Source organism: Mucilaginibacter ginsenosidivorax (assembly GCF_007971525.1).
GTDB lineage: Bacteria > Bacteroidota > Bacteroidia > Sphingobacteriales > Sphingobacteriaceae > Mucilaginibacter > Mucilaginibacter ginsenosidivorax.
The window spans coordinates 4,419,680-4,445,718 of record NZ_CP042437.1 but is presented as its reverse complement, the minus strand read 5'-3'; the positions used below and the strand labels follow the sequence as shown (position 1 = coordinate 4,445,718).

Sequence of the window (26,039 nt, the reverse complement as noted above, 5' to 3'; positions counted from 1 at the left end):
TGCTATATTTCTGATTCTATACGTATAACAGTACCAGTAACACTATAAAGTAAACGGATATCTTTAAATGAAGCTTAAATTTTTAAGGCATAAGTGGCAAAAAATAGCATTTAGTTTTGTGTTGGTACCGGTACTTATAGTATTTATTATTGCCCTTATCCTTAACCATTACCTGGCCCCTATTTTAGCCACGCAGGTACGCGAAGCCGTTTTAACCGGTAGCGACAGCCTTTACCGGGCCGATTTTACCAGGGCCGAACTGCATTTACTGGAAGGAAAAGTTACCATATACGACATTAGCCTTATCCCGGATACCGCGCTTTATAATCGTAAAAAGGGGCAGCACCTGGCACCTAATAACCTGGTAACCCTGCATGTAAAAAAGCTCATTTTAAAACACATACACCCATTCAGCTATTATTTCAGGCAGCGGCTAAAAATAAACGAAATAATTTTGAATGAGCCCGAACTGAATGTTAGCTACGCGCTTAACCATACACAGGATACCGTTTTAAAAGATCGCCGCACAGCCTGGCAAAAAATTTCAAAAAGCCTGCACTCTATAAGCGTAGATCATATTTATTTTAACGACGTAAAATTTAAATACGAAGACTACTCGGGCCACAAGGTGGTAATATCAACCCTTAAAGAGATGAACCTGAGCGCTACCGACCTGCTCATCGATTCGGTCACCCAGACTGACAAATCGAGGCTTTTATATTGTAAGGACATTGTTACCGAGCTAAATAATTACAGCGGCAAAACAGATAACGGCTTATACGATTATAAAATAAAACACCTTAAACTATCAACCATGTATGCGCGGCTCAACATCAGGGGCCTGCAATTACAGGCCGCAAAAAACGACCTGTTTTTTAACAAAAGCCAAAGTGATAGTTTTACGCTGGGGATAGATTCAATACAACTCAACAACTTCGATTTCTTGAATTACCATAAGTACCGGCGCTTACGGGCATCAAGCCTTGAGCTTGCCAATGGTGCCCTAAGGGTATTTGGCAACCCTCATAAGGCCGGGCAGGTACCGGCAGATAAAGTATCCACCTTCCCAAATGTGCTGGTACGCAATACCGATGCCGACCTGACGATAGATACCATCCGGTTAAAGCATATCAATGTATCCTACTCTGAATATAATGCCGAGACAAAAAAAACCGGATCGGTTGAATTTGACAACACGGAAGGCGAATTTCACAACGTTACCACAAACAAGGCGTCCATAGCTAAAAATAACATCACCGATGTACACCTCAGCAGCTACTTCATGAACCGTGGGCGATTGGATGTGCAATTTCTGTTTAATTTAACCGATGCCGATGGCTCATTCAATTATAAAGGATCACTTAGTCCGATGGTTGCCAACAAGCTTAACCAGGCAACCGTACCGCTGGCCATGCTCAAGATAACATCGGGCAATATCAAACAATTTAATTTTGATATTCATGCCAACAGCAAGGCCTTTAAGGGGCGGATATCATTATTATATAACGATTTAAAGGTATCTATCCTGGAAGCCGATACCGCCAACAACCGTTTAAAAAAGCAGCAGCTCATATCCATATTTGCCAACCTGTTTGTAATAAAACGTAACAACCCCGATGCTGCCGGCAAAGCCCCGCGCTTTGCGGATGTTAATTACCTGCGGCCAAAGGAGTCGCCATTTTTTAAAACTGTTTGGCGCACATTGTTACAGGGCATAAAAGAATGTGCCGGCCTGGATGAAAAATCGCAACAGGCCGCGATGGGCCGCTTAACCGAACACAAAAAAAACAAGCAGGAAAGATTGGTAAGGAAAGCCGAACGCAAAAAAAGGAGGGCCGATAAAAAGGCGGCGAAAGAAATGGATTCACACTAATTCGCTCCAATTAAAACGAATTTCACGAATCAAATAGCCCTAAGCAAATTCATCTAAATAGTTACCGGCGATAAGCTGTTATTATATAATAGCTAACGGAATAGGCTTATGACGTTGGGAAGATATAAGCATTAAACGATACCTTGTTTTTATTGCCTGATCCCGGTTAAAATATCCAGGTCCGTTAGGTATCCGTATTGGCCAAGAGCAGGCCCCAATATTTGATGCACCTAAACTGCGCGATACATCAGTTTAGTGTTAACCATGATAAAATACAAGATATTGATTATCAAATAATTATAAATACATTATCCAAAATGTGTTAAGTTATGTTAACCCACTTTAAATGCATTTGCCCTATCAAATAGCCCAAATCATTTGTAATTTAGCAATTATTTATATGAAAATTTGATGCCTTTTTCTTTGGCAATGGCCTTAAGCCGGTTCATATCTTCTTTGGATTGAAAGCCATCTTTTGGCAGGTAATTGAAATTACGTGCAGCCCGGCGAAGCAAAAAATACTTTTCCCGTTCGATAAGCTTAGTTACATACTGCCAGTTGGTACTGTTACTGATGGAATCTCCCTTAACTTCAATTTTTTCGTCATTGACAATATATAATAGCGTTTCGCTTAAATATGGAACGGTTTTCATATTGTGCTTGCATTTAAAGTAAATGGTTAGTGGCAATACAATCCCCAAAATTCCTCCATATATAGATATTAAAAAAACCTCATCTTTCCATGTAAACGCCGAATCTGAAAATGTGGAATATTGGAGAAAAGCAAAAGCTATAATGGTTAATATAACTAAACTCCTGTTATATGATGCCCTTAGGCTAATGATCAGATAAGTCTTAAAATCTATCGCGCTGGTAACCTTGATATCTTCCATCCCACTAATATAATTTATTGAAGCAACAATTTCAGGTTAATGCCAAAATTGGTAAACGCGGTATTAAACGTTTGCGAGGTGTACGGCCGGGTGATGTTTGAATCATAAAACAGGTTGAGGTTAAAACGTTGGTTTATCACGTAATCAATTGATGGCCTTACGGTAATATTTTGTGCACCTGATGATATTTCTGCGGCTGCTACGTCGGCACGGTAAATAAGGGTTTTATTATCGCGTAGCGAGAAATCGAGCTTAAAGTTTACATCCTTAGGGCTACCACCGGGGAACAGGCCGAACGGGAAGTGAAAGTTTTTGGTATGATAGCCAAAGCCAAAAACCATTATCTTTTCGTTTTGCTGCGCCAGCTGGCTGTTAAGCAGGCTTAGGCTAAGCGTACGGCTCTGCCTGAACTCTACATTGGCGGTCATGCTGTTTTTAAACCTGGCGCTGGCCCCCAGCAAAGGTACAAACTGCTCAAATATGGTAACCTGCGAAAACTGGTAAAGCGGCAAAAAGTCGTTATTTAAATCGCGCGCGCTGCTGGCACCGTTAGCCTCCTGGTATTGCAGCAGCGTGGTAAATCCGTTTACGTTATATGATGAGCGGTAACCATGGCTCAGATCGAACGAGTCGAAAATATCGGCGAAGAACGGAATTTTGGCCAGGCCGCTATACCTTACATCCCAGTTGGGTATAGGTATTTTAGGAAACTGCGATGTACTGGCCTTCGCCGCTTTTTTACCTGTGTAGGCAGCCAAAAACGCAGGCACCAGCACGTTTTGTGAGTTTTGGCCGTATCCATCTCTAAGCCCAACAGAATCTACCAATTGCGTTGAATTAGGATTTTGCGCGGCAAGCCTTTGCGATATAATGGAACGGTTGGCAAGCATTTGCTGAAACAGCGGCGATGTATTATTAATACCGGTAGTTTTTTTGAACGCCGTACCTATAGTTAAATAAGAGACACTATAGTTACCTGTGGTAACCGGGCTTAACGATTCTATACTGTTGGTTGCGGCCAGGTATTTAAAGTTTGATTGGTAGTTATGATCCTGCGTTTTAAAAGCGATGAGGTCAATCTTAAGGCCCGGGATTGGTTCAAGAACAGCCCTGAAGTGCATATCCTCATTAAGCGATTTTGTGTACAACTGATTTTGCAGTGTATCTGTAGATATCCATCCGTTGGCCACTGCCTTGGCACGGATATCGGTTTGGCTGCCTAATAAAAAGCCTATGCCCGGCGCGTTGTAATCTGAGTTTTCGCCAAAAATACCTGATTGAGGCAGATAGCCGGGTAAATAGATGCCTTGCTTGCGCGAATAAGTAGCACTTACATTTTTAACACTGGTAAGCAGGCCAATTAGCACCTTGCTAATGCCACCCGGCGAATTAGGGTTACCGGCCTTGCGTATAAATGGAAACTTGTTATATAACGATACCATGTTAAAGGTAGGGTTCACCTGGATTTCGCGCAGGTTGCTTATACTGTTACCTACGTCATACGAAGGATCATTAATGGCAAACAAAGGCTGGGTTTGCCAGTTAAAGTGGGTGCTGTAACGGGTGGTTACAGATGTCCAGTCCATCCCCGGAATTTTGTTGATAGGCAACGTATAATTGATGTTGATAGTGTGGTTGTAGTTGGTAGTACGGCCTAACTTTTTCAGGTTATCCCAAAGCGTATCACGTTTTAAACCATTAATGCGCCCGGCTGGCTCATCAACAACCGATAGATTGGTGGCATCGATATCTAACGATAACGATTTTGATAAATTCCAGCCTATGCCATATACCCTGGTAATGTTAAAGTATTTGTTAAACGTAGTTGTTGGTATAGGGATAAAATTATTAGGGTCGTTATCCCTCAGTGTATTCTCCGAGTAAAACCGATCAAAATTAATACTGAAATTTAATCTTGATGGCAAAATGCTGAAGTTGATATCGTGTGCCAGTGCCAGCAAATTACTTTTAATAATTTTAGCAAACGGGCTATAGTATTTGGGCGCGTTGGTATAATTATAGGCAAAGGTAAAGTGATAAGTTTTTTCTAAATCACTTTGGGTTGTAAAATCATGATGGGTAAATTGTGTAAAGGCGTAGCTGGCGCTCAGGTTCTCGATATCCCAAACATGGTTTTTGGCTGTAGGGTCAAGCTTTGTTTTATGTACGTTGGTAAAGTTGAAGCTTTTTCGGAATGTGTAATCAACCGCCGCGTTCCTTATCGAATCACGCTCTTTGGTGCTTGTGGCTGCAGCAAGTGATTGCTTTAGTTCGATATCTGGCGCCCCCGGGTCATACTGAGGCATGCTTGTTTGCGACGACACATTAATGTAGGCAGGTATGCTGATCCCACTTTTAGCCGGGAAAAACTTACCCAACTCTGCAGTGGCGGATATATCGTAAACCTGGTTATCGCTCTGGCTCCTGTCGTTCAGCCGTGAATCCAGCGTACCAAAACCTATGCTAGTTTTACTGCCCGATACGGTAACGTCGGCAAAATCGGCCAGTTTGGTATCCAGCCTTGCTGTAGCCGCCCAGCCACCACGCTGGTCAAAATCAGTTAAGCGCAGTTCATCAAACCAAACCGTACCTGTTTTATCCAGCCCATCATCGGTGCCGGTTGCCTGGCTGCCTTTTAAAGGGTTACGTACACCAATCATAATGGTACGCAGGCGGCTTAAGTCGGGCTGGCCTTTTATATAAACAGTTTGGGTGCCTTCGGTATATTTAAATACCTGGTTAAAGGATACGTTGCTGTGGTTACGGGCAAGTTTTGCACGGGTAAGCAAACCAAGTTCTAAGTCAATGGCGTTGGCATCGGGCCATATGGCATCGGGACTGCTGGTGCCCGGCTGCGTAATCTTTAAAGGTACTTCGTACTCGTAATAGTTATCCTGGTAGTCAACACCAAGTCGTAAAAACGCGTTCAGGTCATCGTCTTTTAGCAACTCGCCTTCGGCGTGCACAAACATTTGTACGCGTTTGTATTTGCGTAAATCGTTATAAAATGTCCGGAAAGCGGCCCTTGAATAACCATCTCGCAGATTTTTTACATTCAGCGACAGCGATTGCTCGTTCAGCTTGGTATTTGTTTGCAGGTTGTTATAGTTACGCTGGCGCTGAATGCCCGGAGGTACCACGTAAGGGATGGGCGTACGGTTACCATTCTCCTCGATATTTACTGCCTGCACATCAAGCACGGAGTTATCTAAAGGAGGGTTGCTTATAGATGGATCGGCAATAACATTAAGCGGATTTCTCTCGATATTAAAAGCCCGCCATTCGCCGCGCACTAATTCCAATGTCGCGAAACGAAGGATGGCGGTATCGGCAAAATTGGTCATGAACATCCGCATAAAACGAATGGCTTTAAAATCGCCAATGTTACCAACCTTACTTTGGTAATCAGTAATCGGGATCCTGAACTGGTACCAGTTTACGGATTGAGTTGTACCATCGGGCAGTTTAACGTTGGCCGTTACCTTATCGCTGATGTTGTTTTGCCCAACAACCATATCGCCCGGGCGGATAGATACTTTGTACTGAAAGTACGAATCTTCCTGGCTCATGTTATTATCGCGGTTAATATCCTCGCCGTCGGGTAATGAGGTTGACGCCGAATTTTGGATCCCCAGTTCGGCCTGCGATTGCTGCGATGTTTTGGAGTTGCCATCGGTACCGTTATACTTACTATACCTGTCAAGGATACCTAACCTTGCCTGGTCAAGTGCCGAGCCCTGGTAGTACTGATAGTCATCCGACGATGGGTCATTAGCAAAATTGGTTGCTGCCTGTGCACTCAGCTGTCCTTTAACCTGGTTAACTACGGGGGCAAATTTTTTCTGCTCGTCGGCATCATTCAATCCATCCAAACCCACATCCTGCAAACGGCGTGCATCAGGATTATTGTCGAATGCGTTAATAACCGGTTGAAGTTTAGATACCCTTCCCCAGTTGGTTTCGTCAACCTGGGTAAAGTCGCCGTTTACGGGCAGGCTGTTCTCTAAACTCTTGCGGCCATCCTTCAATATATCTTCGGATATACTGCCTAAATTGAAGTACAAATCCCCACCCGCCGAATTAGGTTTGTAGATAAAAGGATCGAGCACCCAAAACTCAATGTATGATACGTTTAACGATTCAAAATCATTGGTCTCTAATTTCCTGAACATACCGCCCCAGCGTGTCTTTGGATTTTGTAAAGTACCATCGGGATTAAAGCCCGTAGTAGTATAGTTGTACGGACCGCGCACATTTGGATAAAACGCCATGTTCAGTGTAGCCAGGGTTAATGGCTGCCCGGTGCTCGACTGCTTATAAGGGAATACTTCCTGCTCCAGAACCTGCCTTGCGTAATGGTTGGACAGGTCGGCCCTGGATATGGCGATGTTATTAGAGTTGGTATAAAATATAGGGTCGATATTATAAAATGCAAGGCGGGCGCGGTTGTAACCATAGCTCAGGTCATCAAACCGGCTGGCTTCGGGGAATAACTGCGGTGTACCCGAAATTTGCCAGGCGTTGGCACTTTTTATATCGATGATGGATTGACTGTTTTCAAAATCATCCAGGTACGATGTACCGTTTTTTGAGCCGGCAAAATTTAACGCGCCGGGGCTGCCGGGCAACAACTGGGCAAACTCGCCCGAAAAGGTAACCGACGATGGCGCCTTGGTGTGGATCAGCGGTATTTTATCAACCAGGCGCGTAAGCATGCGCGAATCTGAACTATAGTTAACATCAAAACCCCATATGGTATTAGATATTGATTCCTCTCCTGCTGTTTCATTTTGAGTAATAGGCTGCTCGGTAAGATGCATCAGCGTACCGCCCAAATTCAGCTTATCGTTCACATGGTAATCAAACCTCGATCCGTATAATGACTTTTGTTGAACCCCAAACAACTCATTATTTTCCAGCTTTACGCTGATGGTTTGGCCCGACGACAGCAAAGCCTGGTTTAATATTCTTATCCGGCCGGAGTTGTAATCAACCGTATAATCTGTACCCTCAGTTAGTTTAAGCTGGCCTGCTGTTACAGTAACTGATCCTTGTGGAATATTTACAGCGTTCAGCTGGTATTCAGAACCGCCAGTTGAAGTATAGGTACCTTTGATCACGTACCTGTTTAAGGCCGGGAAATATTGCTGTGCTATTGTTTTTGTAGAATCGTACAGCTGCTGATATACGTAACGCTTGGTAAGGTCCGTTTCGCCGGCGGTAAACTTAGCTGCCAAATCCGACCCAAATGGTTCAATAGTAGGAAACGAAATGCGGCCGTTTTGCGAGTCTATAGTAACTCCTTCCAAAAAATCGAAATACCCGTCGGGCTGTTTAGCGCCTTGCTGATCAAGATTATCAAGCCCCGCAACCTGCAGCCAAAGTTTGCCTTTAAGGTTGGCCCCTTCCTCCATCACTGTTTTTTCGATACCCGATTTATCATCAAGCCGGGTCACTGTCAATTTAAAATTGGTTGGAGCAATCTGGAACGCGCCCAGTGAGTAGATGTTTTTCATCATCAGGTCCCACGAAGGCAAATTGGTTTTCAGCAGTTCGTTTTTCAGCAATTTTACAAATAACACTTTAGGCGTATTGGGGTCAACCGCTACATCGCTGCTAAACTCCCCCACCTGGTATTGTACACCGTTGATGGTGTATTGATAAGCAACCGCCAAAACTTCATCGTTATTTAAAGGATAATTAAGCGAGATATAGCCTAATTGCGGGTGGAGCGTATATTCCTTATCGGTGAGTTTGCGGGCATAAGTGAGCTTGGCATAGTTATCTGTATTGCCTGTTGATTGAAAATAACTGGCTACTGCGTTTGAGTTTGTTTGCCTTGCATCGGCAGGCAGATTTGTTAACAATGAGTTGGACTGCTGCGCAAAGCCTGGTCCTTTAAAGCCGGCCGGCAAGCCGCTAAAACCAGCACCACCCTGTATTCTTGAGGTGTTGTAAGGTTTATTTTCACCAAGGTCAAGAAAAGCTAATATATCTCTTGAATCGGTGGTTACGTTGGTACGGTTAGTTGTCCAAACCTCGATTTTTGTAATGTTGATATTGGAGCTGATGATCGGGATATTGGCCAGCGCCTTGTTATAGTTATTGCGAAAATACTGCGATAAAAAGAAGTGCTTATTGGCTTCGTAATCCGCGGGTGTAAGCCTGAATTCGCCCTGCTGCGAACCATTGGTTATCGTAATTGTTTTCGACTGCGACCGCTGTTGCGATAAAATACTGGTAATATCCAACCGACCAAATTTCAGCTTGGTTTTTACACCAAAAAGCGCCTGGCTACCGGTTATCAGCGTGGTTGGCAGCGGCATGCTTACGGTACCGGCTTCTATTTTCTGGATGATCTCGTCGGGCGAGCCTGTATAATCCAGCTTTACCTGGTTTTCAAACTGAAATTGCGCATCGGTATTGTAGTTGGTGGTAATTTTCAATTTATCGCCAATATTACCGGTTACATTAAGCTGAATCTTTTGGTCGAAATTAAAATTAAACTGGCTGCGCTGCCTGGTATTAAATAAAGGATTTTCGTTTTTATTAACCTGCCCGGCCAATATCATTTCTGCCGATCCCTGCGGACGGATATCAATGTTCTGGCTACCAAAAATTTGCTCAAACGTGCGGCTCCTTACTTTTATGACAGGAATAAAGCCCGGCTGCTGCGAATCGTAGGCATAGTTATCTGCCAACTGCTTGTAGTAGTTACGCTGTTTTGATTTATCGGTAAGTTTTAAATATTCGGCAAAGGTGAGGTATTGCGGCGGCCGGTATAGCAAATTGCCCACCCGTTCGTACAGAATATAGCGGTTTGTTGCAGCGTCATATTCAACGGTGCGCACAAGTCCCGGAGGATCGGAACTAAAAATACCCTCCCTGACCCTAACATTTTTGGGTTGGGCTAAGTCAAGTGGCACACTTTTCCGGGTCGTATCGGTCCTTATTTTCGGTATTTGCTGCTGCGCATACGCGCCGCTGAGCACACCAAAAGTGAGAATTACCAATACACTTATAATAATATTATAAGTAAATATTCTTATCAAAAGTCAAGTCGAAATTTATACGTAATTATAGGGTTTTTAAAGCAAATTTAATTAGTTGTTCAACAGTTAAATCGCCGCTATTTTTATTCAATTCCTGCTCCAATACCTTTTCGGCAGTATTGCGGGCAAAGCCAAGCATTACCAGGGCGGTAAGTGCTTCATCCTTAGCAGTTTTATTTATTGGCACAACGGTTAGGGTATCCGGGCCTTCCTTGCGCAGTTTATCCTGCAATTCTAAAATTATTCTTTGTGCCGATTTTGGGCCAATCCCTTTAATACGCTGAATAAGCGAAACATTACCGCTTACAATAGCGGCCTGAATCTCGGCCGGCGTTATAGAAGATAACATCATACGGCCTGTATTTGGCCCGATACCCGATATCGAGATCAGGTGCATAAACAAGCGGCGCTCACCATCATCGGCAAAACCGTACAGGGTGAGCGCATCCTCTTTTACATGTTGCCATATATATAGCTTGCAGCTTTCATCGGCGCCAAGCCTTGAATATGTATTTACCGATATATTAATATGATAACCTACGCCGCCCGCGTCAATAACAACGTGCGATGGGCTTTTAAAAACCAGTTTACCACTAATATAATCGTACATAAATATTATTTTATTCTTTTGTTTATCAAAAAACTATTGATTCGCTGCTTTAGCCTGCGCCGTAATTACCGCAATGGTAACCATGTTCACAATCTCGCGAACCGAGCTGCCTAACTGCAACACGTGCACCGGCTTTTTTAAACCTAACAATATCGGTCCAACCGCTTCGGCGCCGCCAATTTCCTGCAGCAATTTGTATGCGATGTTACCCGATTCAAGATTAGGAAATATAAGCGTATTGGCCGGCTTTCCGTTTAGTGTTGAGAATGGAAAGTTATCGGCCAGCAGATCGGAGTTCAGTGCAAAGTTTGCCTGCATATCGCCATCAACAACCATATCGGGATATTTTTCGTGCAGTATTTTTACCGTCTCCCTTGTTTTTTCGGGAATTGCACCCTCGTTCGATCCGAAGTTGGAGTACGATAATAAAGCTACCCTTGGGCTAATATTGAAGCGTTTTACCGAGCGTTCTATCAATACGGTAATATCTACCAGTTCCTGCACCGTTGGGTTCACGTTTACGGTGGTATCGCCAAAAAACACAGGGCCCTTAGGGGTTATCATCATATACATACCCGCCACGCGGTTTACGCCCTCTTCGGTGCCAATAATTTGCAGTGCCGGTTTTACGGTACTTACGTAATCTTTTGTCAAGCCCGATATCAGCGCATCGGCCCGGCCAAACTGCACCATACTGGCGCCGTAATAATTACGGTCGACCATGAGTTTTTTGGCCTCATATAAGGTAATACCGCGGCGCTGGCGTTTATTGTATAAATAATTAACGTATTCGTCCATGTTTTCGCAGCCCTCACGAGGATCGATGATCTGTACATCGCCCAGGTCAAGCTCGTTTTCGCGCATGATCCGTTTTATCTTTTCTATGTTACCCAATAATATTGGGGTAGCAATACCTTCATCCTTTACTATCTGGGCCGATCTCAGGATCTTATAATTATCTGCTTCGGCAAACACCACCCTTTTGGGGCTCTGCTTGGCCTTATTGGTAAGGTTGCGCAGTAGTTTGTCGTTGTTGCCCAAACGCGACCTAAGTTCCTCTGCATAGGCATCCCAATCGGTAATTACCTTACGGGCAACGCCCGATTCGATAGCTGCTTTAGCTACCGCCATAGATACCTCGGTTATCAGCCGCTGATCCATCGGTTTCGGGATAATGTAATCCCTGCCAAATTTAAGGTTGGTAATGTTGTAAGCCAGGTTAACTGCCTCGGGTACCGGTTTTTTGGCCATTTCGGCAATAGCGTGGGTAGCGGCTATCTTCATCTCCTCGTTAATAGCGGTAGCCCTTACATCAAGCGCGCCACGGAAAATGTACGGAAAACCCAACACGTTATTTACCTGGTTAGGATAATCGGACCGGCCGGTTGCCATGATAATATCCTCACGGGCGGCAGTTGCCAAATCATAATCAATCTCGGGAACGGGATTGGCCATCGCAAAAACCACCGGCTTTTTAGCCATCGATTTCAGCATGGCAGGGGTTACCACATTACCGGCAGACAGGCCAACAAATACGTCGGCATCTTTCATGGCATCCGATAATGTTTTTACATCGGTACGGGTGGTGGCAAACTCCATCCTGATATCGTCCAGATCGGTACGGTGCTGGTCAAGCACACCGTTGATATCAAACATCACCAGGTTTTCTTTTTTAACTCCTATAGAAAGGTACATTTTTGAACAGGATACTGCGGCGGCACCTGCACCATTAACTACCAGCTTTATTTTATCCAGCTTTTTGCCCTGAATTTCGCAGGCGTTCATCAAAGCAGCGGCCGATATAATAGCCGTACCATGCTGATCATCGTGCATTACAGGGATGTTCATTTCGGCTTTAAGCCTGCGTTCTATCTCAAAACAGGTTGGGGCCGAAATATCCTCAAGGTTTACACCGCCAAATGTAGGCTCAAGCGCTTTTACTATCGCAACAAATTCATCCACGCTTTTAGCATTCACCTCAAGGTCGAACACGTCAATATCAGCGTAAATTTTAAACAGCAAGCCCTTGCCCTCCATTACCGGTTTACTGGCCTCGGGGCCAATATTGCCCAGGCCTAACACGGCAGTACCGTTACTGATAACAGCTACCAGGTTGCCTTTTGCGGTGTATTTATATACATCGTCAACATTTTCGGCTATGCGCAGGCAGGGTTCGGCAACACCAGGCGAATAAGCCATGGTTAAATCTCGTTGCGAATTGGTAGGCTTGGTGGGCACTACCTGTATCTTCCCGGGACGGCCCATGGAGTGGTAATTCAGCGCGTCCTGTTTACGGTTGTTCTTGTTCATCTTCTCAAAATTCAAGCGCCTAAAATTACAATTCTTTTTATGGTAACCTGAAATAAAATAGCCCGGTTTTGAAACATGTCAAAATCGGGCTATTCTTTAAGCAGATATTATCCTGCGTTTACAACGTCGGTTTTGTATCAGCAGATACACTTGCCGAGATATCGCCACCGGCAGCAACCCTTATTGTTTTACCAACAGGGGCCCGGTTGCTCTCCAGGTTGTTCCATACTTTAAGATCATGTACCTCGCAGCCAAACAAGTCGGCTATACCGGCCAGGGTCTCCCCTTTTTTTACTTTATGATAGGTAGTTATCTTACGATCAGACTTTGGCACATCTACATAAGCCGAATGGGCGGCAGGGGCCGCTACCGCATAAACCGGGGCAGGCCTGGCAAACTCCATAGGAGCTACTGCATCCCCGGCACTATTTAATACATTGTATAGAGCAGCAAAGTTCTCTTTAGCGGTTTGCGGAAGGATAAGCCTGCGTGGGGCTTTTGGTGTACCGTTTACAATTAGCCTGCGATAGGCTGGGTTAAGGATAGTTATTTCACTGATGCCCACATTTAAAGCACGGGCCACATTACTTAACGACACAAACTTTTTAACCATAACAGTATCCGTCTTCAAGGAAAAGTTACAGGCCTGCGCTACAATATTATGCTTGCCAAAATAGTTCATCACATAATTCATGGCTATAAAAGCAGGTACATAACCACGTGTTTCGGCAGGCAAATACTGACGTATAGCCCAAAAATCGCTACCGCCACCTGCTTTTTCCATAGCATGTTCCACATTACTTTTTCCGCAGTTGTATGATGCTATTGCCAACAGCCAGTCGCCAAATTCCTGGTACGCATCCTTTAAATAGGCTGCTGCAGCATAGCTTGCTTGTATTGGGTCGCGGCGTTCATCAACATACTCATTCATGTTTAGTCCATATATTTTAGCGGTAGTACCCATAAATTGCCACAAACCCGTTGCCCCCACCCGCGATACTGCGTTTGGATCAAGTTTAGACTCAACTATCGATAAAAATTTTATTTCGTCGGGAATCCCCGCATCATGAAAGGCCTTCTCATAAATAGGAAAATAATACCTGGTAAGGCCGGCAACCTGGCCCATTTCATCGCGGTTGTGCATGTATAGCTCAATGTAGCTTTGCACATACTCATTATAATCAAGCTGGATATCCTTCCTGATCGAGTCAAGACGGCGCTTATAAATATTGCCTTGCGCGCCTATTGGCAACGGATGGTTTATAACCGGCAAAATGATGGTATCGGCATTAATTTCGCCATGAAAAGCAGCAAAATGATGACTTTGCTTTACAGACGGGAGAGCATTAGCTTGAATGATTTGTAACAGCGACAGGCAGATGGTAAGCGTAAATAATCTCTTCATTTAGTTGGATTTGATTAAATAATGATGCTTCCTGCATCGGTTAATTTTACTAAAATATGGCTTTTTTACAGTTTTAAGAAATATTCAGCAAAATCTAACAGTTGTTGTTCGTTAAAATGTTTTGTTAATAATTGTAAACCTAACGGCAAACCCTTGCTATTATTGCCGGTGGGCAACGATATGGCGGGTACACCGGCTAACGATGCTTGTACGGTAAAAATGTCATAAAGATACGTTACCACCGGATCTTTTTCTTCGGCACCTATCGGAAATGCAGGTTCCGGGGCGGTAGGGATCAATATAAAATCGTATTCGTTCAATATCTCCTCCGTTTTTTCTTTTATCAATCTGCGTACTTTTTGGGCCTTGGCGTAATAGGCATCATAATACCCGGCGCTTAGTACAAAGGTGCCCAGCATAATGCGCCGCTTAACTTCTTTACCAAAACCTTCGGAACGCGACCGCTTATAGGTTGATTGCAAATCATCGGCCGCCGGGCTGCGGTAACCATAATGCACACCATCAAAACGTGCCAGGTTTGATGAGGCTTCGGCGGTAGCCAATATATAGTAGGTAGGTACCAGGTAATCTAATTGTTCAAACGCTATGGGTTTTACCGTATGGCCTTCGGCGCGTAATTTGTCAATGTATTGTACCAGTACGTCTTTAACTTCGGCATTAACGCCGGGACTCGACAAGGCTTCCTGTAAATAGGCTATTTTTTTCTTTCCCGGCTTTTGAGTATCCACGATTATTGGCGATACCGGCTGCTGAATTAATGTGTTATCATACTCATCGGGTCCAGCCATAACCTCGTATAACAAGGCAGTGTCTTCAACCGAACGGGTAATTGGCCCCACCTGGTCAAACGACGAGGCGTAGGCTATAATGCCGTGCCTGGAGATACGGCCGTAGGTAGGTTTAAAGCCTATCACCCCGCAAAATGCAGCCGGCTGCCTAACTGAGCCGCCTGTATCGGTACCAATGGCTGCGTGGCACATATTGGCCTGCACAGCAACCGCCGAACCACCCGATGACCCACCCGATACTCTTTTTTGATCGGCATAGTTTTTTACCGGACCATAAAATGAGTTTTCATTGGAGCCGCCCATAGCAAATTCATCGCAATTGCAGCGGCCTATAATTACGGCATCTTCTGCAAGCAGCCGTTCAACTATGGTTGATGAATATATGGAAGTAAAACCTTTAAGAATTTTGGACGAGGCCGTTACCTGGTGCCCTTTGTAGCAAATGTTGTCTTTTATGGCTATAACCATACCGGCCAGCTTGCCGGCTGTTCCGTTTTTAATCCGCTCATCAACATTTTTGGCATTGATAAGCGCTTCTTTTTCAAACACTTCATTAAAAGCGTTTAAGTGGGCGTTCTTTTTAATTTCGCCCAAATAGTTTTTCACCAAACCCTGAACAGTAATTTCCGCACGCTGCAACCCGCTCTTTATTTCGGTTAAAGAGGAATAAAATTTAGCCATGGGGCTAAAATAAAAAACTTATCCGTTGAAATAACAAATTAATTCAACAGATAAGTTTATATCGCAAATAAAGCTGCTAAAAGTATTACCTGTTAAGGTATTATACTTTCGGTTTTTCTTCTGTAGAAGTGCCTTCGTTGTTTTGCGCGTCTTTAAATTCTTTAACGCCTTTTCCTAAGCCTCTCATTAGTTCTGGTATTTTTTTACCGCCAAATAATAAGAGAATTGCCAAGATGATTAGAATAATTTCTGGTGCCCCTAAACCCATGATTTTAAGTTTTTATATAAGTTAATATTATTATTAATGATAGAATGCTCTTTTTATTAAACTGCCAACGCAGCTTTTTTAGTGTTTACTAAGGTCGATTTTTGATTCGGTAACCGTCTCCTGATCTGTACCTACGTGAAACTCAGCCGCAGGGATTGTATTCGGAACTTTATTTTCGGCAATCACCGGGTTGGGATGATGCTCGATACTTTCGGCAACTGGTGTTTCATCAACCGAATGTTCCTCAATAAGCGGTGTTTTATGCTCTTCAATTACCGGCTCAACAGTTTTAGTAGCCTCCGGTTTTTCCTGGAAATTATTGATCTGGTTATTGATTTCGCGTTTAACATCTTCAGATGCATCTTTAAAATCGCGCAGGCCTTTACCTAACGTGCGCGCCATACCCGGAAGCTTTTCGCCTCCAAATAGCATTAATGCTGCAAAAAGTATCAGTACCATCTCGCCTGTACCAATATTTAAAAATAAAAAAACTGTACTTAGCATTGCATTTTTTTTAAGGTTACAAATATAAACAATTAATATCTTTATAATTAAGAATCAAGAGTTAAGGGTCAAGAATCAATACAGCTGCAAAAAAGTTTTATATTAACTTACTGCCTTGTAAGCTATTTCTTCAGCTAAGCTGAGCGTAATTTAGCCCATTATTGTTCCCTGTCTTGACTCTTAATTCTTTTTTTTGATTTACAACTAATTAGGCGCCAGCCAAAACTTAGGATTTTGCGCTTCTTTAGCTTTATAAATATCAAAGTTCACTTCCGTTTCGCCTGTTGACGGATCGGTTGCCACAACACCCAAATTTTGTTTAGTGGTCACTTTTTGCCCGCGTGCCACTGTAACCGACCGCAAGTTCCCGTACACGGTAAAGTACTCCCCATGTTTTATCATTACCAGGTAGGTACCACTCACATCAACCACCCTGATCACTTCCCCCTCGAATACCGCTCTCACAGCACTGCCGGCATTTGTGCGAATATCTACCCCGGTATTTTCACTTCTAATACCTTCAGAGGTATACGTTCCAAATCCCTGGGTTATTATACCGTTACTAACCGGCCACGGTAAACGCCCTTTATTGCCTAAAAAGTCGTTAGATAATTTGGCCGCCTCTGGTGTGGCATTCAAATATCCCGAACTGGTTTTTACAACGGCTTTACGTTCAACAGGCGCCGGCTTATTTTCGGCTTTGGCTTTAGCTGCGGCCAAACGTGCTGCTTCTCTTGCCTCGGCCTCTGCCTTACGCTGCGCTTCCTCTATCTCGCGGCGAATAGCGCTTGCAATCTCGCGGTTTGTTTTGGCAAGCTTATTTTGAACATCTTTTTGTTGCTGCTTTAACAACCCCTCATGTTGCGACAAATCTTTAACTACTTTAACCTGGTCGTTCTTTTGTGCTCCCAGGGTTTTCTTTTCCTTTTCCTGATCTTGAAGCAGATTGCTTTTTTCCTGCTTGGTTTTATCAAGCTCGTTTATTTTCACATGCAGTTCTTTTTGCGTTCCCTGTATGTAACCAGCCTGCCGCTCACGATAAGCACCAAACTGCTGTAAATACTTCAACCGTTTGTAAGCCTGGTTAAAATCTTTTGATGCGAAAATAAACATCAGCTTGTTGTAAGCACTTTGGTTACGGTAGGCGAAAAGTATCATTGCTGCGTACTCCTTTTTTAGCTGATCCAACTGGCTTTGTAAGCTATGTACGGTATTATTGCTCTCGGAGATTTGACTATCCAAATTTCTTACCTCAGAGTTAATGTTATTTATCTTCTCTTCCCTTAGGTTTATCTGCGCTTTTAATAAGCTCAGTTGTTTTAATGTAGCTCTTTTATTATTTGATGTTTCCTGGTAATCCTTATTTAATTGATCAAGCTCTTCTGATAATTTATCGCGCCTGCGCTTTAGTTCGGCACTGCTTTGTGCATGTGCATCAACAGCGATTAGTACTGCTATAAAAAAGAGAATTGCTTTTAAAAATTTCATCAAACAAAAATAGGAATTATTTGGCCGGCTCATATCTATCCGGAATACTAAATGGATATTCCAGTTGCTGGTCAAAATCGACCTTGGTATAATGCAGGTTTACATGGATCTTTTTATCTTTTACTACCGATGCAATATCAATCTGCGACGGCAGGATACGGTTATTGGCTTGTATAAACGTATTATTGGCCACCTGCAACGATTGCCCTTCGTTTTGGTTGTTCAGGTTGGTTTGCGTTACTTTATTATCGGCACCAACTATCAATTTGTAAAGCAAGTCATCAAGGGTGCCGCTTAAAGTAGTATTGCCGTTGGCGGTTGCAAAATCAGCGTTTTCGGTAAGCAGCTCGGGGATAGCATTACCTATCAGCAATGATTCGAGCGTTTTATAATTCACCTGTTTGCTGGCATAGGCATAAACGTAGCTAAACGGCTTTTTCAGATAAACACCTTCCAGCCTGTTTATCAACAATATGCTATCCGGAGTAATTACAGCGCGGGCTACCTCAACGCCTAATATCGCTGTAATGGATACCCATATTTTTTTGCCTTTATTGATGCGGATATTAAGTGTAACATCATTGCTGTTGCCGTTAATATCCAGGTTTGTTTTGGCCTTGCCCGAAAACGTATTAAAATTTACCTGCTGCGCTTTTATAGCCGCCAGTTTTGTATTTATCTTATTATCAGGCTTGGCTACAGTATCGGGTTTGCGGGTTACCATAACCTGCTTGCGTGCTTTACAGCTTACTATGGCCAGCAAACCGCAAACTATCAGTAACCTATTCAAAATATTTCTTCTCATTTATCTTTCGATCTAAAACCGGCGATTGATCACCGTAGCCTTTGGCCTTTTTCCAGTTATCCACAGCTTCATCTGTTTTACCAAGGTAAAACAAAATATCGCCATAATGTTCATACTTAACCGCACTTTTATCTTTATCGTGTGTTAATGCTTTCTCCATCCATACCCTGGCATCGGGGTATTTTTTTTGCATAAACAGTATCCATGCATAAGTATCTTCAAATGATGCCGTATTGGGCTGCAGCTGAGTTGACCGCGCCGACATTTGCGCCGCTTTATCCAACTGCTCATTTCTTAACGATAAATAATAAGCATAATTGTTTAGGGTATACGCATTATCGGGATTAACAGCCAGTGCCTTATCATAAGCATCGTCTGAACTTTTGTTGTTCTTCATGTCATGATAACAATCGCCTAATAACGAAAAACTAAGCGAAAGTAGTTCCTTATCCTGAATTTCTAATGAAGTTGCATTTTTAACATAGCCCAGCGCTTTGTTAAAATCCTTTTTCTGCGCCCATGCCACGCCTACCAAATAATTCATCCAGGCCTGGTTCGGGAACAAGGAAAGTGCATTTTCTCCGTCCTTAACTGCGCCATCCAAATCGTTCATACTTAATTCAATACGCACCAGTTGCTCATGTACCTGGTATACCTGCCCATCCAGCTCTATCGATTTTCTGTAGGCATCTTTTCCTTCTTTCAATTTATCACTTTGCAGCAGCATATCGCCATACATGGCAAAAGCTTTACTATCCTTAGCATGCGTAATGGTCAGCATCCGGCTTAATTCAAGCGCACTGGCTTTGGCATTAGGATCCGGAAATTTGGGGTAATAACCGGTTATGATCCTTATTTTTTGATCGATGCTTACCTCGGGAATGGCAAAAGCCTGGGTAAGTTCTTTATAGCTTGCATCGTTATTCTTTTTTTCGCGGTAAATATCGGCAAGCGCCAGGTGTACCATGCCGTTACCCGAATCAATCTTCTCGGCCTGCAGCAAAACTTTTAACGCCTTATCGCCAAATCCGTTTGAGTTATATATCTCTGAAAGTAACAGGTAGTAGCGAATTTGACCTGGGTTATTGGCTATCGCTTTTTCAACATCGGCTGCGGCCTGGTCAACTTTGCCTTGTTTGAGGTAAATTTTTTGACGGCTACCTAACAAGTCATCGCTGGGCCCGGTAATTTGCTCCAACTGATCATAAACTTTGAGCGCATCGTCATATCTTTTCAAGATGACAAACGCGTTGGCTTTATCAAAATAATACTCAGGCTTGTTTGGGTTAAGGCGGATAAGCTGGTTAAACACGTTTTCCAGTTTGTTAATGTTGTTACTTTTTTCGTAACTATCGGCAAGTGCGCTCCAATACCATTCGTTATTGGGCTTTACGGCAACAGCACGCTCAAGCAGCGGTTGCGCGCCGGTATAATCGTTTTGTATTTTTTTCAGGTTAGCCAATTCGTACAGCGATGCATCATTACCCGGATCGGCCTGTATTACCCGCTCAAACAACTCCGACGCGTGTTTCAGGTTTTCCACCGTTTTCTCACGCAAAGCCGAGAAAAACAACTGCCTGATTTCGCTGCTATCCAGGCTGCCCATTTGTTTTGGAGCAACTGCGGTTTGAGCCCTTAGCTGAAGAGGCAGGAACCAAGAACCAAGAAGCAAGACAGCTGCAATTTGCGACCGCCACATCTTGTTTATCGTATTTCCAGGTCTTAAGCTCTTATCCATCATATTCAAATCTACACTAAATTGCTCATTTTGCCTTCTCACCAATTTCAAAAAGTCTTGATTCTTGACTCTAACCTCTTGATTCTATTTTACCGCTGTATGTCCAAAACCACCTTCGCCCCTTGTGGTATCATTCAATACCTCAACCTGGGTCCAACTTACGGTTTCGTGCTTAGCAACTATCATCTGGGCTATCCTGTCGCCATGATTAATCTCAAATGATTCTGCACCAAAATTAATGAGCAATACCTTTATTTCGCCCCGGTAATCAGCGTCAATAGTCCCCGGCGAATTAACAATACCTATACCATGCTTGAACGCCAAACCACTACGTGGCCGTATCTGCGCTTCAAAACCTATAGGTAACTCGATATACAGACCTGTTGGCACCAATTTACGCTCCATAGGGTTTAACCTGATGGATTGTTCCAGGTTGGCCCTTAAATCCATACCCGCGGCATGCGCCGTTTCGTAAGCAGGTAAGCTATTGTTCGATTTGTTAATTATGCTGATGGTCATCTTTTAAAGATAATCTTTAGTTCTTTTTGTTCAAAATAAAATGCGCCTGAGGCAAATAACAGAAAAAGCCCATTCCCCACAAAAACATTATGATTGAATACCGAAAATGAAAGATATACCAACGTTATCGATATTAAAACGTACGCCAGGCACTTTTTAAGATTATAGGGAATAGGATAGTTTTTTTGCCCCCACAGGTATGATAAAACCATCATGGTTGCGTAGGCAATTAACGATACCCACGCCGATGCCATATAGCTGTATTTTGGAATGAATATCCAGTTTAAAATAAGCGTTAATATAGCGCCGATTCCTGAGATGTAAAGGCCATACTTTGTTTGATCGGAAAGCTTATACCATACCGAAAGGTTTACATAAATACCAAGGCTCACATAGCCAAATAACAATAGCGGCACAACGCCCAACCCCAACCAATACTGATTGTGCACAGTGTGCCTGCCAAATATAAAGGTGGCTAAAATATTGATATTGGCTGTAAGTGCAACACATATCATTGCCATGGCAATTACAAAATAAGTCATGATACGGGCATAGGTTTCGCCGGAGTTTTTATTTTTTGAATGGCTGAAAAAGAAAGGCTCGGCACCTAATCTAAATGCTTGAATAAACAAACTCAGGAACAATGCTATTTTAGCGCAGGTGCCATAAATCCCCACCTGCTGATCGCCAATGGCTGCTGGCAGCATTTGTTTAAGCATAGCTTTATCTACCGATTCGTTGATGATAAACGAAATGTTGGCTACCAATACAGGCCAGCTGTATACAAACATATCCTTGAACATGGTACCATCAAATTTTAACCGCAATTTCAACACTTCGGGAAGCAACAAAACAATAGTTAAAATACTTGCAATAGCATTGGCTAAAAAAACATAACCAACCCAATGCGGTCGGTACCAGCCAACCATCCAATGAGCGCCAGGTAGCTGATGCTTAATAATAAAAGGCACGCCAAATAAAAAGAAGAGGTTAAGCAACATTACAAACAGAATGTTGGTGCATTTAATAAATGCATATTTAACCGGCCGCCCATCTGCCCTGATCTTGGCGAATGGTATAACACAAAAAGCATCGCACACCAGTATCACCAGGAAATTTTTAACATAGAAAGCATAGTCTGCATGGTCAGCTTTTACGCCCGCCTGCATATAGTTAATAATACTATCTAAAAATAAAAAGCTAAAAAGCATGAATACTAGCGCAACCACAATGACTACGCCAAACGCATTATTATAAACCTGTTGCTTATCATCGGCCCTTTTTTGCAGATACCGGAAGTAGGTAGTTTCCATACCAAATGCTAATACAGCATTTACTATAGAAGCGTTACCATACATTGTAGTAAATATGCCATTACTCCCTACCGAAAGCGTGCGGGTATAAATTGGCGTAAGCACAAAATAAATCATCCGGGAAATGATAGTGCTTAAGCCGTAGATGGCCGTTTGCCCGGCAAATTTTTTAGCGGTTGACAATGTTGAATGTAATTAATTTGCTATCCGTAAAAATTACGGCCGCCTTTTTACAACCTCAAAATTACGATAGTTTTTTAATTCGCCCTCATGGGTTTCTACAGAAGTTACTTCGCCATATTCAGGGCCTTCATTGCACCAATCCATAAACATTTCCATCGCAAAATCATCGCCCTCGGCTTCAATAAACACGTCGCCGTTTGGCTCATTTAAAATAAAGCCCTTTACGCCCAACTGATCGGCCGTAGCCTTGGTTGATTTACGAAAGGAAACGCCCTGTACCTTGCCTTTAACTGTTATATTGAGATGTTTCATTTGTGGTTGATTGAGTTAGATTAAGTTGATTAGGTGAGTAGTTAAAAACTTTAAACGACTAACCGTTCTCAACATGCAAAATAACTTAATTCAACTCAATCAACCTAATCCAACTAAATCAACTTCTTAACTTTACTCTCCGGTGTTATCTTCAAACCATCAAGCCCTGTTATCAAGTTAAGCCCTGGAATTTTGCCAACTTGTAACGAGCCTTTTTCGTCATCGATGCCTAAAAACTCAGCGCCATTAAGGGTGCCCCATTTTATTAATCTTTCGGTACTTAAAGCAGGGAATTTTTTTTGAATAACACGCATTTCGCTCAATATGCATAAGCTATCATTGGATGCCAAACTATCGGTGCCCAGGGTAATATTAAAACCCTGGTCAACAAAAAGTTCAATTTTGGGCAGTTTGCCTTCAATATACATGTTGGCATTAGGGCAAAAACAAAAATTCACTTTACGGTCAAAACGTTTAATGAAATAGATGTCCTTTAAGTTGGTGCAGGTATTGTGCACAAGCAAAACCTTTTGCTTATTAGTAAGCAGCGGTATTACTGATTGCACCGAATTGCGCGCCTGTGGCTTAAAAAAACTGATATCGATACCAAAATATTGGTACAGGTCTAAAAATCCGCCGAGTTTATAGCGATAAAACTTGTTTTCGTCTTCGCACTCCTGGTTGTGGATACTGATGAGGTTATGCCCCTCTTCGCTATGTTTCCTGATAAGCTTAAACAACTCCTTTGAAACCGAATAAGGAGCATGCGGAGTCACCGAAACAGATTGGGGTTTAAACTCGCTCAGCAATGCTGTCGCCTTATCAAAAACATCAGCGGCATTTTGCGGTAAAAAACCAAAAGTTTCTACAAAAGTATGGTAGTATAATTTGCTTTTTGCTTTAACCGGAATACTTAAATTGGTATTTGAAATATCGCCAACAGCAACAATGCCATTATTGTACATTTCCTGATCGGCCTTTTCAATAGCCCCGGCTACTTGTTGCTCATCGGAATTTCTGAAAGCCTGAACTTCTTTTATAAAGGAAACCAGGCCACCGCCTGTTTTAATTTTGTTTTTTAGATGAGAAAGTTCAATGTGGCAATGGGTGTTTACAAATCCCGGGCAAATAATACCGCTAACATTTTCTATGGGGCCATTTGGAGGGTTGCTTGAATCTGTAACCGAAATTATTTTACCAACATCATCAACGGTAACAATTCCATTCTTAATCGGATCGGCATAAACTGGAAAAACGTAATCGGCTCTAAAACTTTTCATTCATCTGTTAAACTTTGGTATCTGTCTAAAAACGTTTTCTAAAATATGCCCAGTTCAAATCAATACAATTAACTTTTAGTTATTGTTTTTTTACCATCAAAAAGAATGACTTTAAAAAAGAAAAACATTTTTTTAAATTAAGTACCTTTGCAACGTGAATATTGCAAAAAACAAAATAGACATCCGCAGCCTGAGTTTGAACGCTTTACAGGAACATTTTATTCGTATGGACGAAAAAAGTTTCAGAGCTAAGCAAGTTTATGAATGGCTTTGGAAAAAATCATGTTTCTCATTTAATGAAATGAGCAATATTTCAAAAGAACTGCGCACTAAACTTGATGAAAACTTTGTTATCAACAACGTTAAAATAAACACATCACAGGTTAGTGCTGATAAAACTATAAAAAATTCTTTTATTTTACACGATACTCACCTAATTGAGGGTGTTTTAATTCCAACTCCCGGCCGAATGACGGCTTGTGTGTCGTCTCAGGTGGGTTGCAGCCTTACATGTAAATTTTGCGCTACGGGGTATATGGAGCGTAAAAGAAACCTTAATCCTGACGAAATATACGACCAGGTTGTACTTATTGACCAGCAAGCCCGCGAAAATTACGGCATCCCGTTATCAAACATTGTATACATGGGCATGGGCGAACCATTACTTAATTACAAAAATGTAATAGACTCGATAGAGCGCATCACCGCCGAGGATGGCCTAAACATGTCGCCAAAGCGTATCACCGTATCAACAGCGGGCATAGCCAAAATGATAAAAAAACTGGGAGATGATGAAGTAAAGTTTAACCTTGCACTTTCGTTACATGCCGCTAACGACGAAAAGCGTAACACAATTATGCCCATTAACGAGCAAAACTCGTTAAAAGCGCTTGCCGAAGCCCTTAAATACTATTACGCCAAAACTAAAAACCCGGTAACATACGAGTATATTATTTTTGACGGTGTAAATGATGGTATACAGGATGCTATGGAGCTTGCCAAATTCTGTAAGCACCTGCCTTGCAAAGTAAATATCATCGAATATAATCCAATCTCCTTCGCAAGCTATATTAATGCCGATGAGGATAAAGTAGAGGCTTTTGCCAATTATTTAACCAAACAAGGTATCAATACCCACCTTCGCCGTAGCCGCGGTAAAGATATCGACGCAGCATGTGGTCAGCTTGCCATTAAAGAAAAATCAAAAACTGTAGAAGTTTAAAAAAATGTGCCTTACATTAAGGCCATGAAATTACCAGGCGGCTACCTTGCCGATTTTGTTTCGCTGTTTTTCCCTCAGCTTTGCCCTGCATGTAATGCCAGCCTGGTAGCCGGTGAGCATATCATTTGTTCGGATTGCCGGTATAATTTGCCGTTTACAAATTTTCATACACAGCCAGATAACATTGTTGCACAACAGTTTTATGGCAAATTAAAGGTTGAGGCTGCCTACGCCCTCTATTTTTTTAATAAAGGCGGCAATGTGCAAAACCTCATGCACCATTTTAAATACAGCGGCATGAAACAGATTGGTAACCTTGCCGGGAACATTGCCGGCACCCAATTAAAAGAGAACCCTATTTTTAATGCCGTAGATTATATTATTCCCGTGCCCCTGCATAAAAAACGTTTAAAAGAGCGCGGCTACAATCAAAGCGCTTGTTTTGCAGATGGCTTGGCTGATAAGTTGACCGCTAACGTTGAATTGGATAATTTAATACGGAAGGTTGCCACTGCTACTCAAACCCATAAATCGCGTTTTGCCCGGTTTGAAAACATGCAGGAAGTATTTGCTGTTGCTAAACCGGAAATACTGGAAGGCAAGCACGTTTTGTTGGTAGATGATGTTGTAACTACAGGATCAACCCTGGAGGCCTGCGGGATAGAGTTATTGAAAGTGCCTGGCTTGAAGCTAAGTATCGCTACTATTGCATATGCGGTTTAGGTGATTAAGCAGCGCCTCGTAGTAAGTTCCGCTGAAAGCTGAAAATAAGTA

At 42.6% G+C, this 26,039-nt stretch carries 18 protein-coding genes; 3 read left to right on the top strand and 15 right to left on the bottom strand.

What is annotated here, in order from left to right; genetic code table 11:
* Nucleotides 1-67 precede the first annotated feature (67 nt).
* The gene (locus FSB76_RS18575) at nucleotides 68-1,873 is read left to right on the top strand and encodes a hypothetical protein (protein WP_147055916.1); all 1,806 of its coding nucleotides are present in this window, start codon (nucleotides 68-70) and stop codon (nucleotides 1,871-1,873) included.
* 392 nt (nucleotides 1,874-2,265) lie between these two features.
* On the opposite strand, the gene FSB76_RS18570 is transcribed toward FSB76_RS18575, so the two are convergent.
* The 15 genes from FSB76_RS18570 to FSB76_RS18500 form a co-directional block, all read right to left on the bottom strand.
* Nucleotides 2,266-2,766: a YcxB family protein gene (locus FSB76_RS18570; RefSeq protein WP_147055914.1), complete on the bottom strand. Its 501-nt coding sequence runs from the start codon at nucleotides 2,764-2,766 to the stop codon at nucleotides 2,266-2,268.
* Nucleotides 2,767-2,780: 14 nt separating this feature from the next.
* Complete coding sequence (gene sov / locus FSB76_RS18565) at nucleotides 2,781-9,809, bottom strand: T9SS outer membrane translocon Sov/SprA (RefSeq protein WP_449406762.1); 7,029 nt, start codon at nucleotides 9,807-9,809, stop codon at nucleotides 2,781-2,783.
* Between the two features lie 34 nt (nucleotides 9,810-9,843).
* Nucleotides 9,844-10,428 carry a Holliday junction branch migration protein RuvA gene (gene ruvA, locus FSB76_RS18560; protein WP_147055912.1) on the bottom strand — a complete coding sequence of 195 codons (585 nt, stop codon included), beginning with the start codon at nucleotides 10,426-10,428 and terminating at the stop codon, nucleotides 9,844-9,846.
* 33 nt (nucleotides 10,429-10,461) lie between these two features.
* Nucleotides 10,462-12,738 carry an NADP-dependent malic enzyme gene (locus FSB76_RS18555; protein WP_147055910.1) on the bottom strand — a complete coding sequence of 759 codons (2,277 nt, stop codon included), beginning with the start codon at nucleotides 12,736-12,738 and terminating at the stop codon, nucleotides 10,462-10,464.
* A 118-nt stretch (nucleotides 12,739-12,856) separates the two neighbouring features.
* Complete coding sequence (locus tag FSB76_RS18550; RefSeq protein ID WP_147055908.1) at nucleotides 12,857-14,143, bottom strand: lytic transglycosylase domain-containing protein; 1,287 nt, start codon at nucleotides 14,141-14,143, stop codon at nucleotides 12,857-12,859.
* Between the two features lie 65 nt (nucleotides 14,144-14,208).
* Nucleotides 14,209-15,633: an Asp-tRNA(Asn)/Glu-tRNA(Gln) amidotransferase subunit GatA gene (gatA, locus tag FSB76_RS18545; RefSeq protein ID WP_147055906.1), complete on the bottom strand. Its 1,425-nt coding sequence runs from the start codon at nucleotides 15,631-15,633 to the stop codon at nucleotides 14,209-14,211.
* Nucleotides 15,634-15,733: 100 nt separating this feature from the next.
* Entirely contained in the window at nucleotides 15,734-15,901 is a 168-nt protein-coding gene (tatA, locus tag FSB76_RS18540; RefSeq protein WP_147055904.1) for a twin-arginine translocase TatA/TatE family subunit, read from the bottom strand.
* A 78-nt stretch (nucleotides 15,902-15,979) separates the two neighbouring features.
* A complete protein-coding gene (locus tag FSB76_RS18535) occupies nucleotides 15,980-16,405 on the bottom strand; it encodes a Sec-independent protein translocase subunit TatA/TatB (RefSeq protein WP_147055902.1) in 426 nt (141 codons plus the stop codon).
* 204 nt (nucleotides 16,406-16,609) lie between these two features.
* Nucleotides 16,610-17,893 (bottom strand): murein hydrolase activator EnvC family protein, encoded by a 1,284-nt coding sequence (locus FSB76_RS18530; RefSeq protein WP_147055901.1) that lies wholly within the window; start codon nucleotides 17,891-17,893, stop codon nucleotides 16,610-16,612.
* 16 nt (nucleotides 17,894-17,909) lie between these two features.
* The gene (locus FSB76_RS18525; RefSeq protein WP_147055899.1) at nucleotides 17,910-18,698 is read right to left on the bottom strand and encodes a DUF4292 domain-containing protein; all 789 of its coding nucleotides are present in this window, start codon (nucleotides 18,696-18,698) and stop codon (nucleotides 17,910-17,912) included.
* Nucleotides 18,676-20,304: a tetratricopeptide repeat protein gene (locus FSB76_RS18520; protein ID WP_158642935.1), complete on the bottom strand. Its 1,629-nt coding sequence runs from the start codon at nucleotides 20,302-20,304 to the stop codon at nucleotides 18,676-18,678. The genes FSB76_RS18525 and FSB76_RS18520 overlap by 23 nt, the downstream gene beginning before the upstream one ends.
* Before the next feature lie 216 nt (nucleotides 20,305-20,520).
* Entirely contained in the window at nucleotides 20,521-20,955 is a 435-nt protein-coding gene (dut, locus tag FSB76_RS18515; RefSeq protein WP_147055895.1) for a dUTP diphosphatase, read from the bottom strand.
* A complete protein-coding gene (locus FSB76_RS18510; RefSeq protein ID WP_147055893.1) occupies nucleotides 20,952-22,451 on the bottom strand; it encodes an MATE family efflux transporter in 1,500 nt (499 codons plus the stop codon). Before FSB76_RS18510 ends, dut begins: the two co-directional genes overlap by 4 nt.
* 33 nt (nucleotides 22,452-22,484) lie before the next feature.
* Nucleotides 22,485-22,763: an acylphosphatase gene (locus FSB76_RS18505; protein ID WP_147055891.1), complete on the bottom strand. Its 279-nt coding sequence runs from the start codon at nucleotides 22,761-22,763 to the stop codon at nucleotides 22,485-22,487.
* 113 nt (nucleotides 22,764-22,876) lie between these two features.
* On the bottom strand, nucleotides 22,877-24,043 hold the full coding sequence (locus tag FSB76_RS18500; RefSeq protein WP_147055889.1) for an amidohydrolase family protein: 1,167 nt from the start codon (nucleotides 24,041-24,043) through the stop codon (nucleotides 22,877-22,879).
* A 160-nt stretch (nucleotides 24,044-24,203) separates the two neighbouring features.
* Between FSB76_RS18500 and rlmN the strand changes: the two genes are divergently transcribed.
* Both rlmN and FSB76_RS18490 read left to right on the top strand, forming a co-directional pair.
* Nucleotides 24,204-25,265, top strand: coding sequence for a 23S rRNA (adenine(2503)-C(2))-methyltransferase RlmN (gene rlmN / locus FSB76_RS18495; protein WP_394349437.1), 1,062 nt, complete (start codon nucleotides 24,204-24,206; stop codon nucleotides 25,263-25,265).
* Between the two features lie 24 nt (nucleotides 25,266-25,289).
* Nucleotides 25,290-25,988 carry a ComF family protein gene (locus FSB76_RS18490; protein ID WP_147055885.1) on the top strand — a complete coding sequence of 233 codons (699 nt, stop codon included), beginning with the start codon at nucleotides 25,290-25,292 and terminating at the stop codon, nucleotides 25,986-25,988.
* Nucleotides 25,989-26,039: the final 51 nt, after the last annotated feature.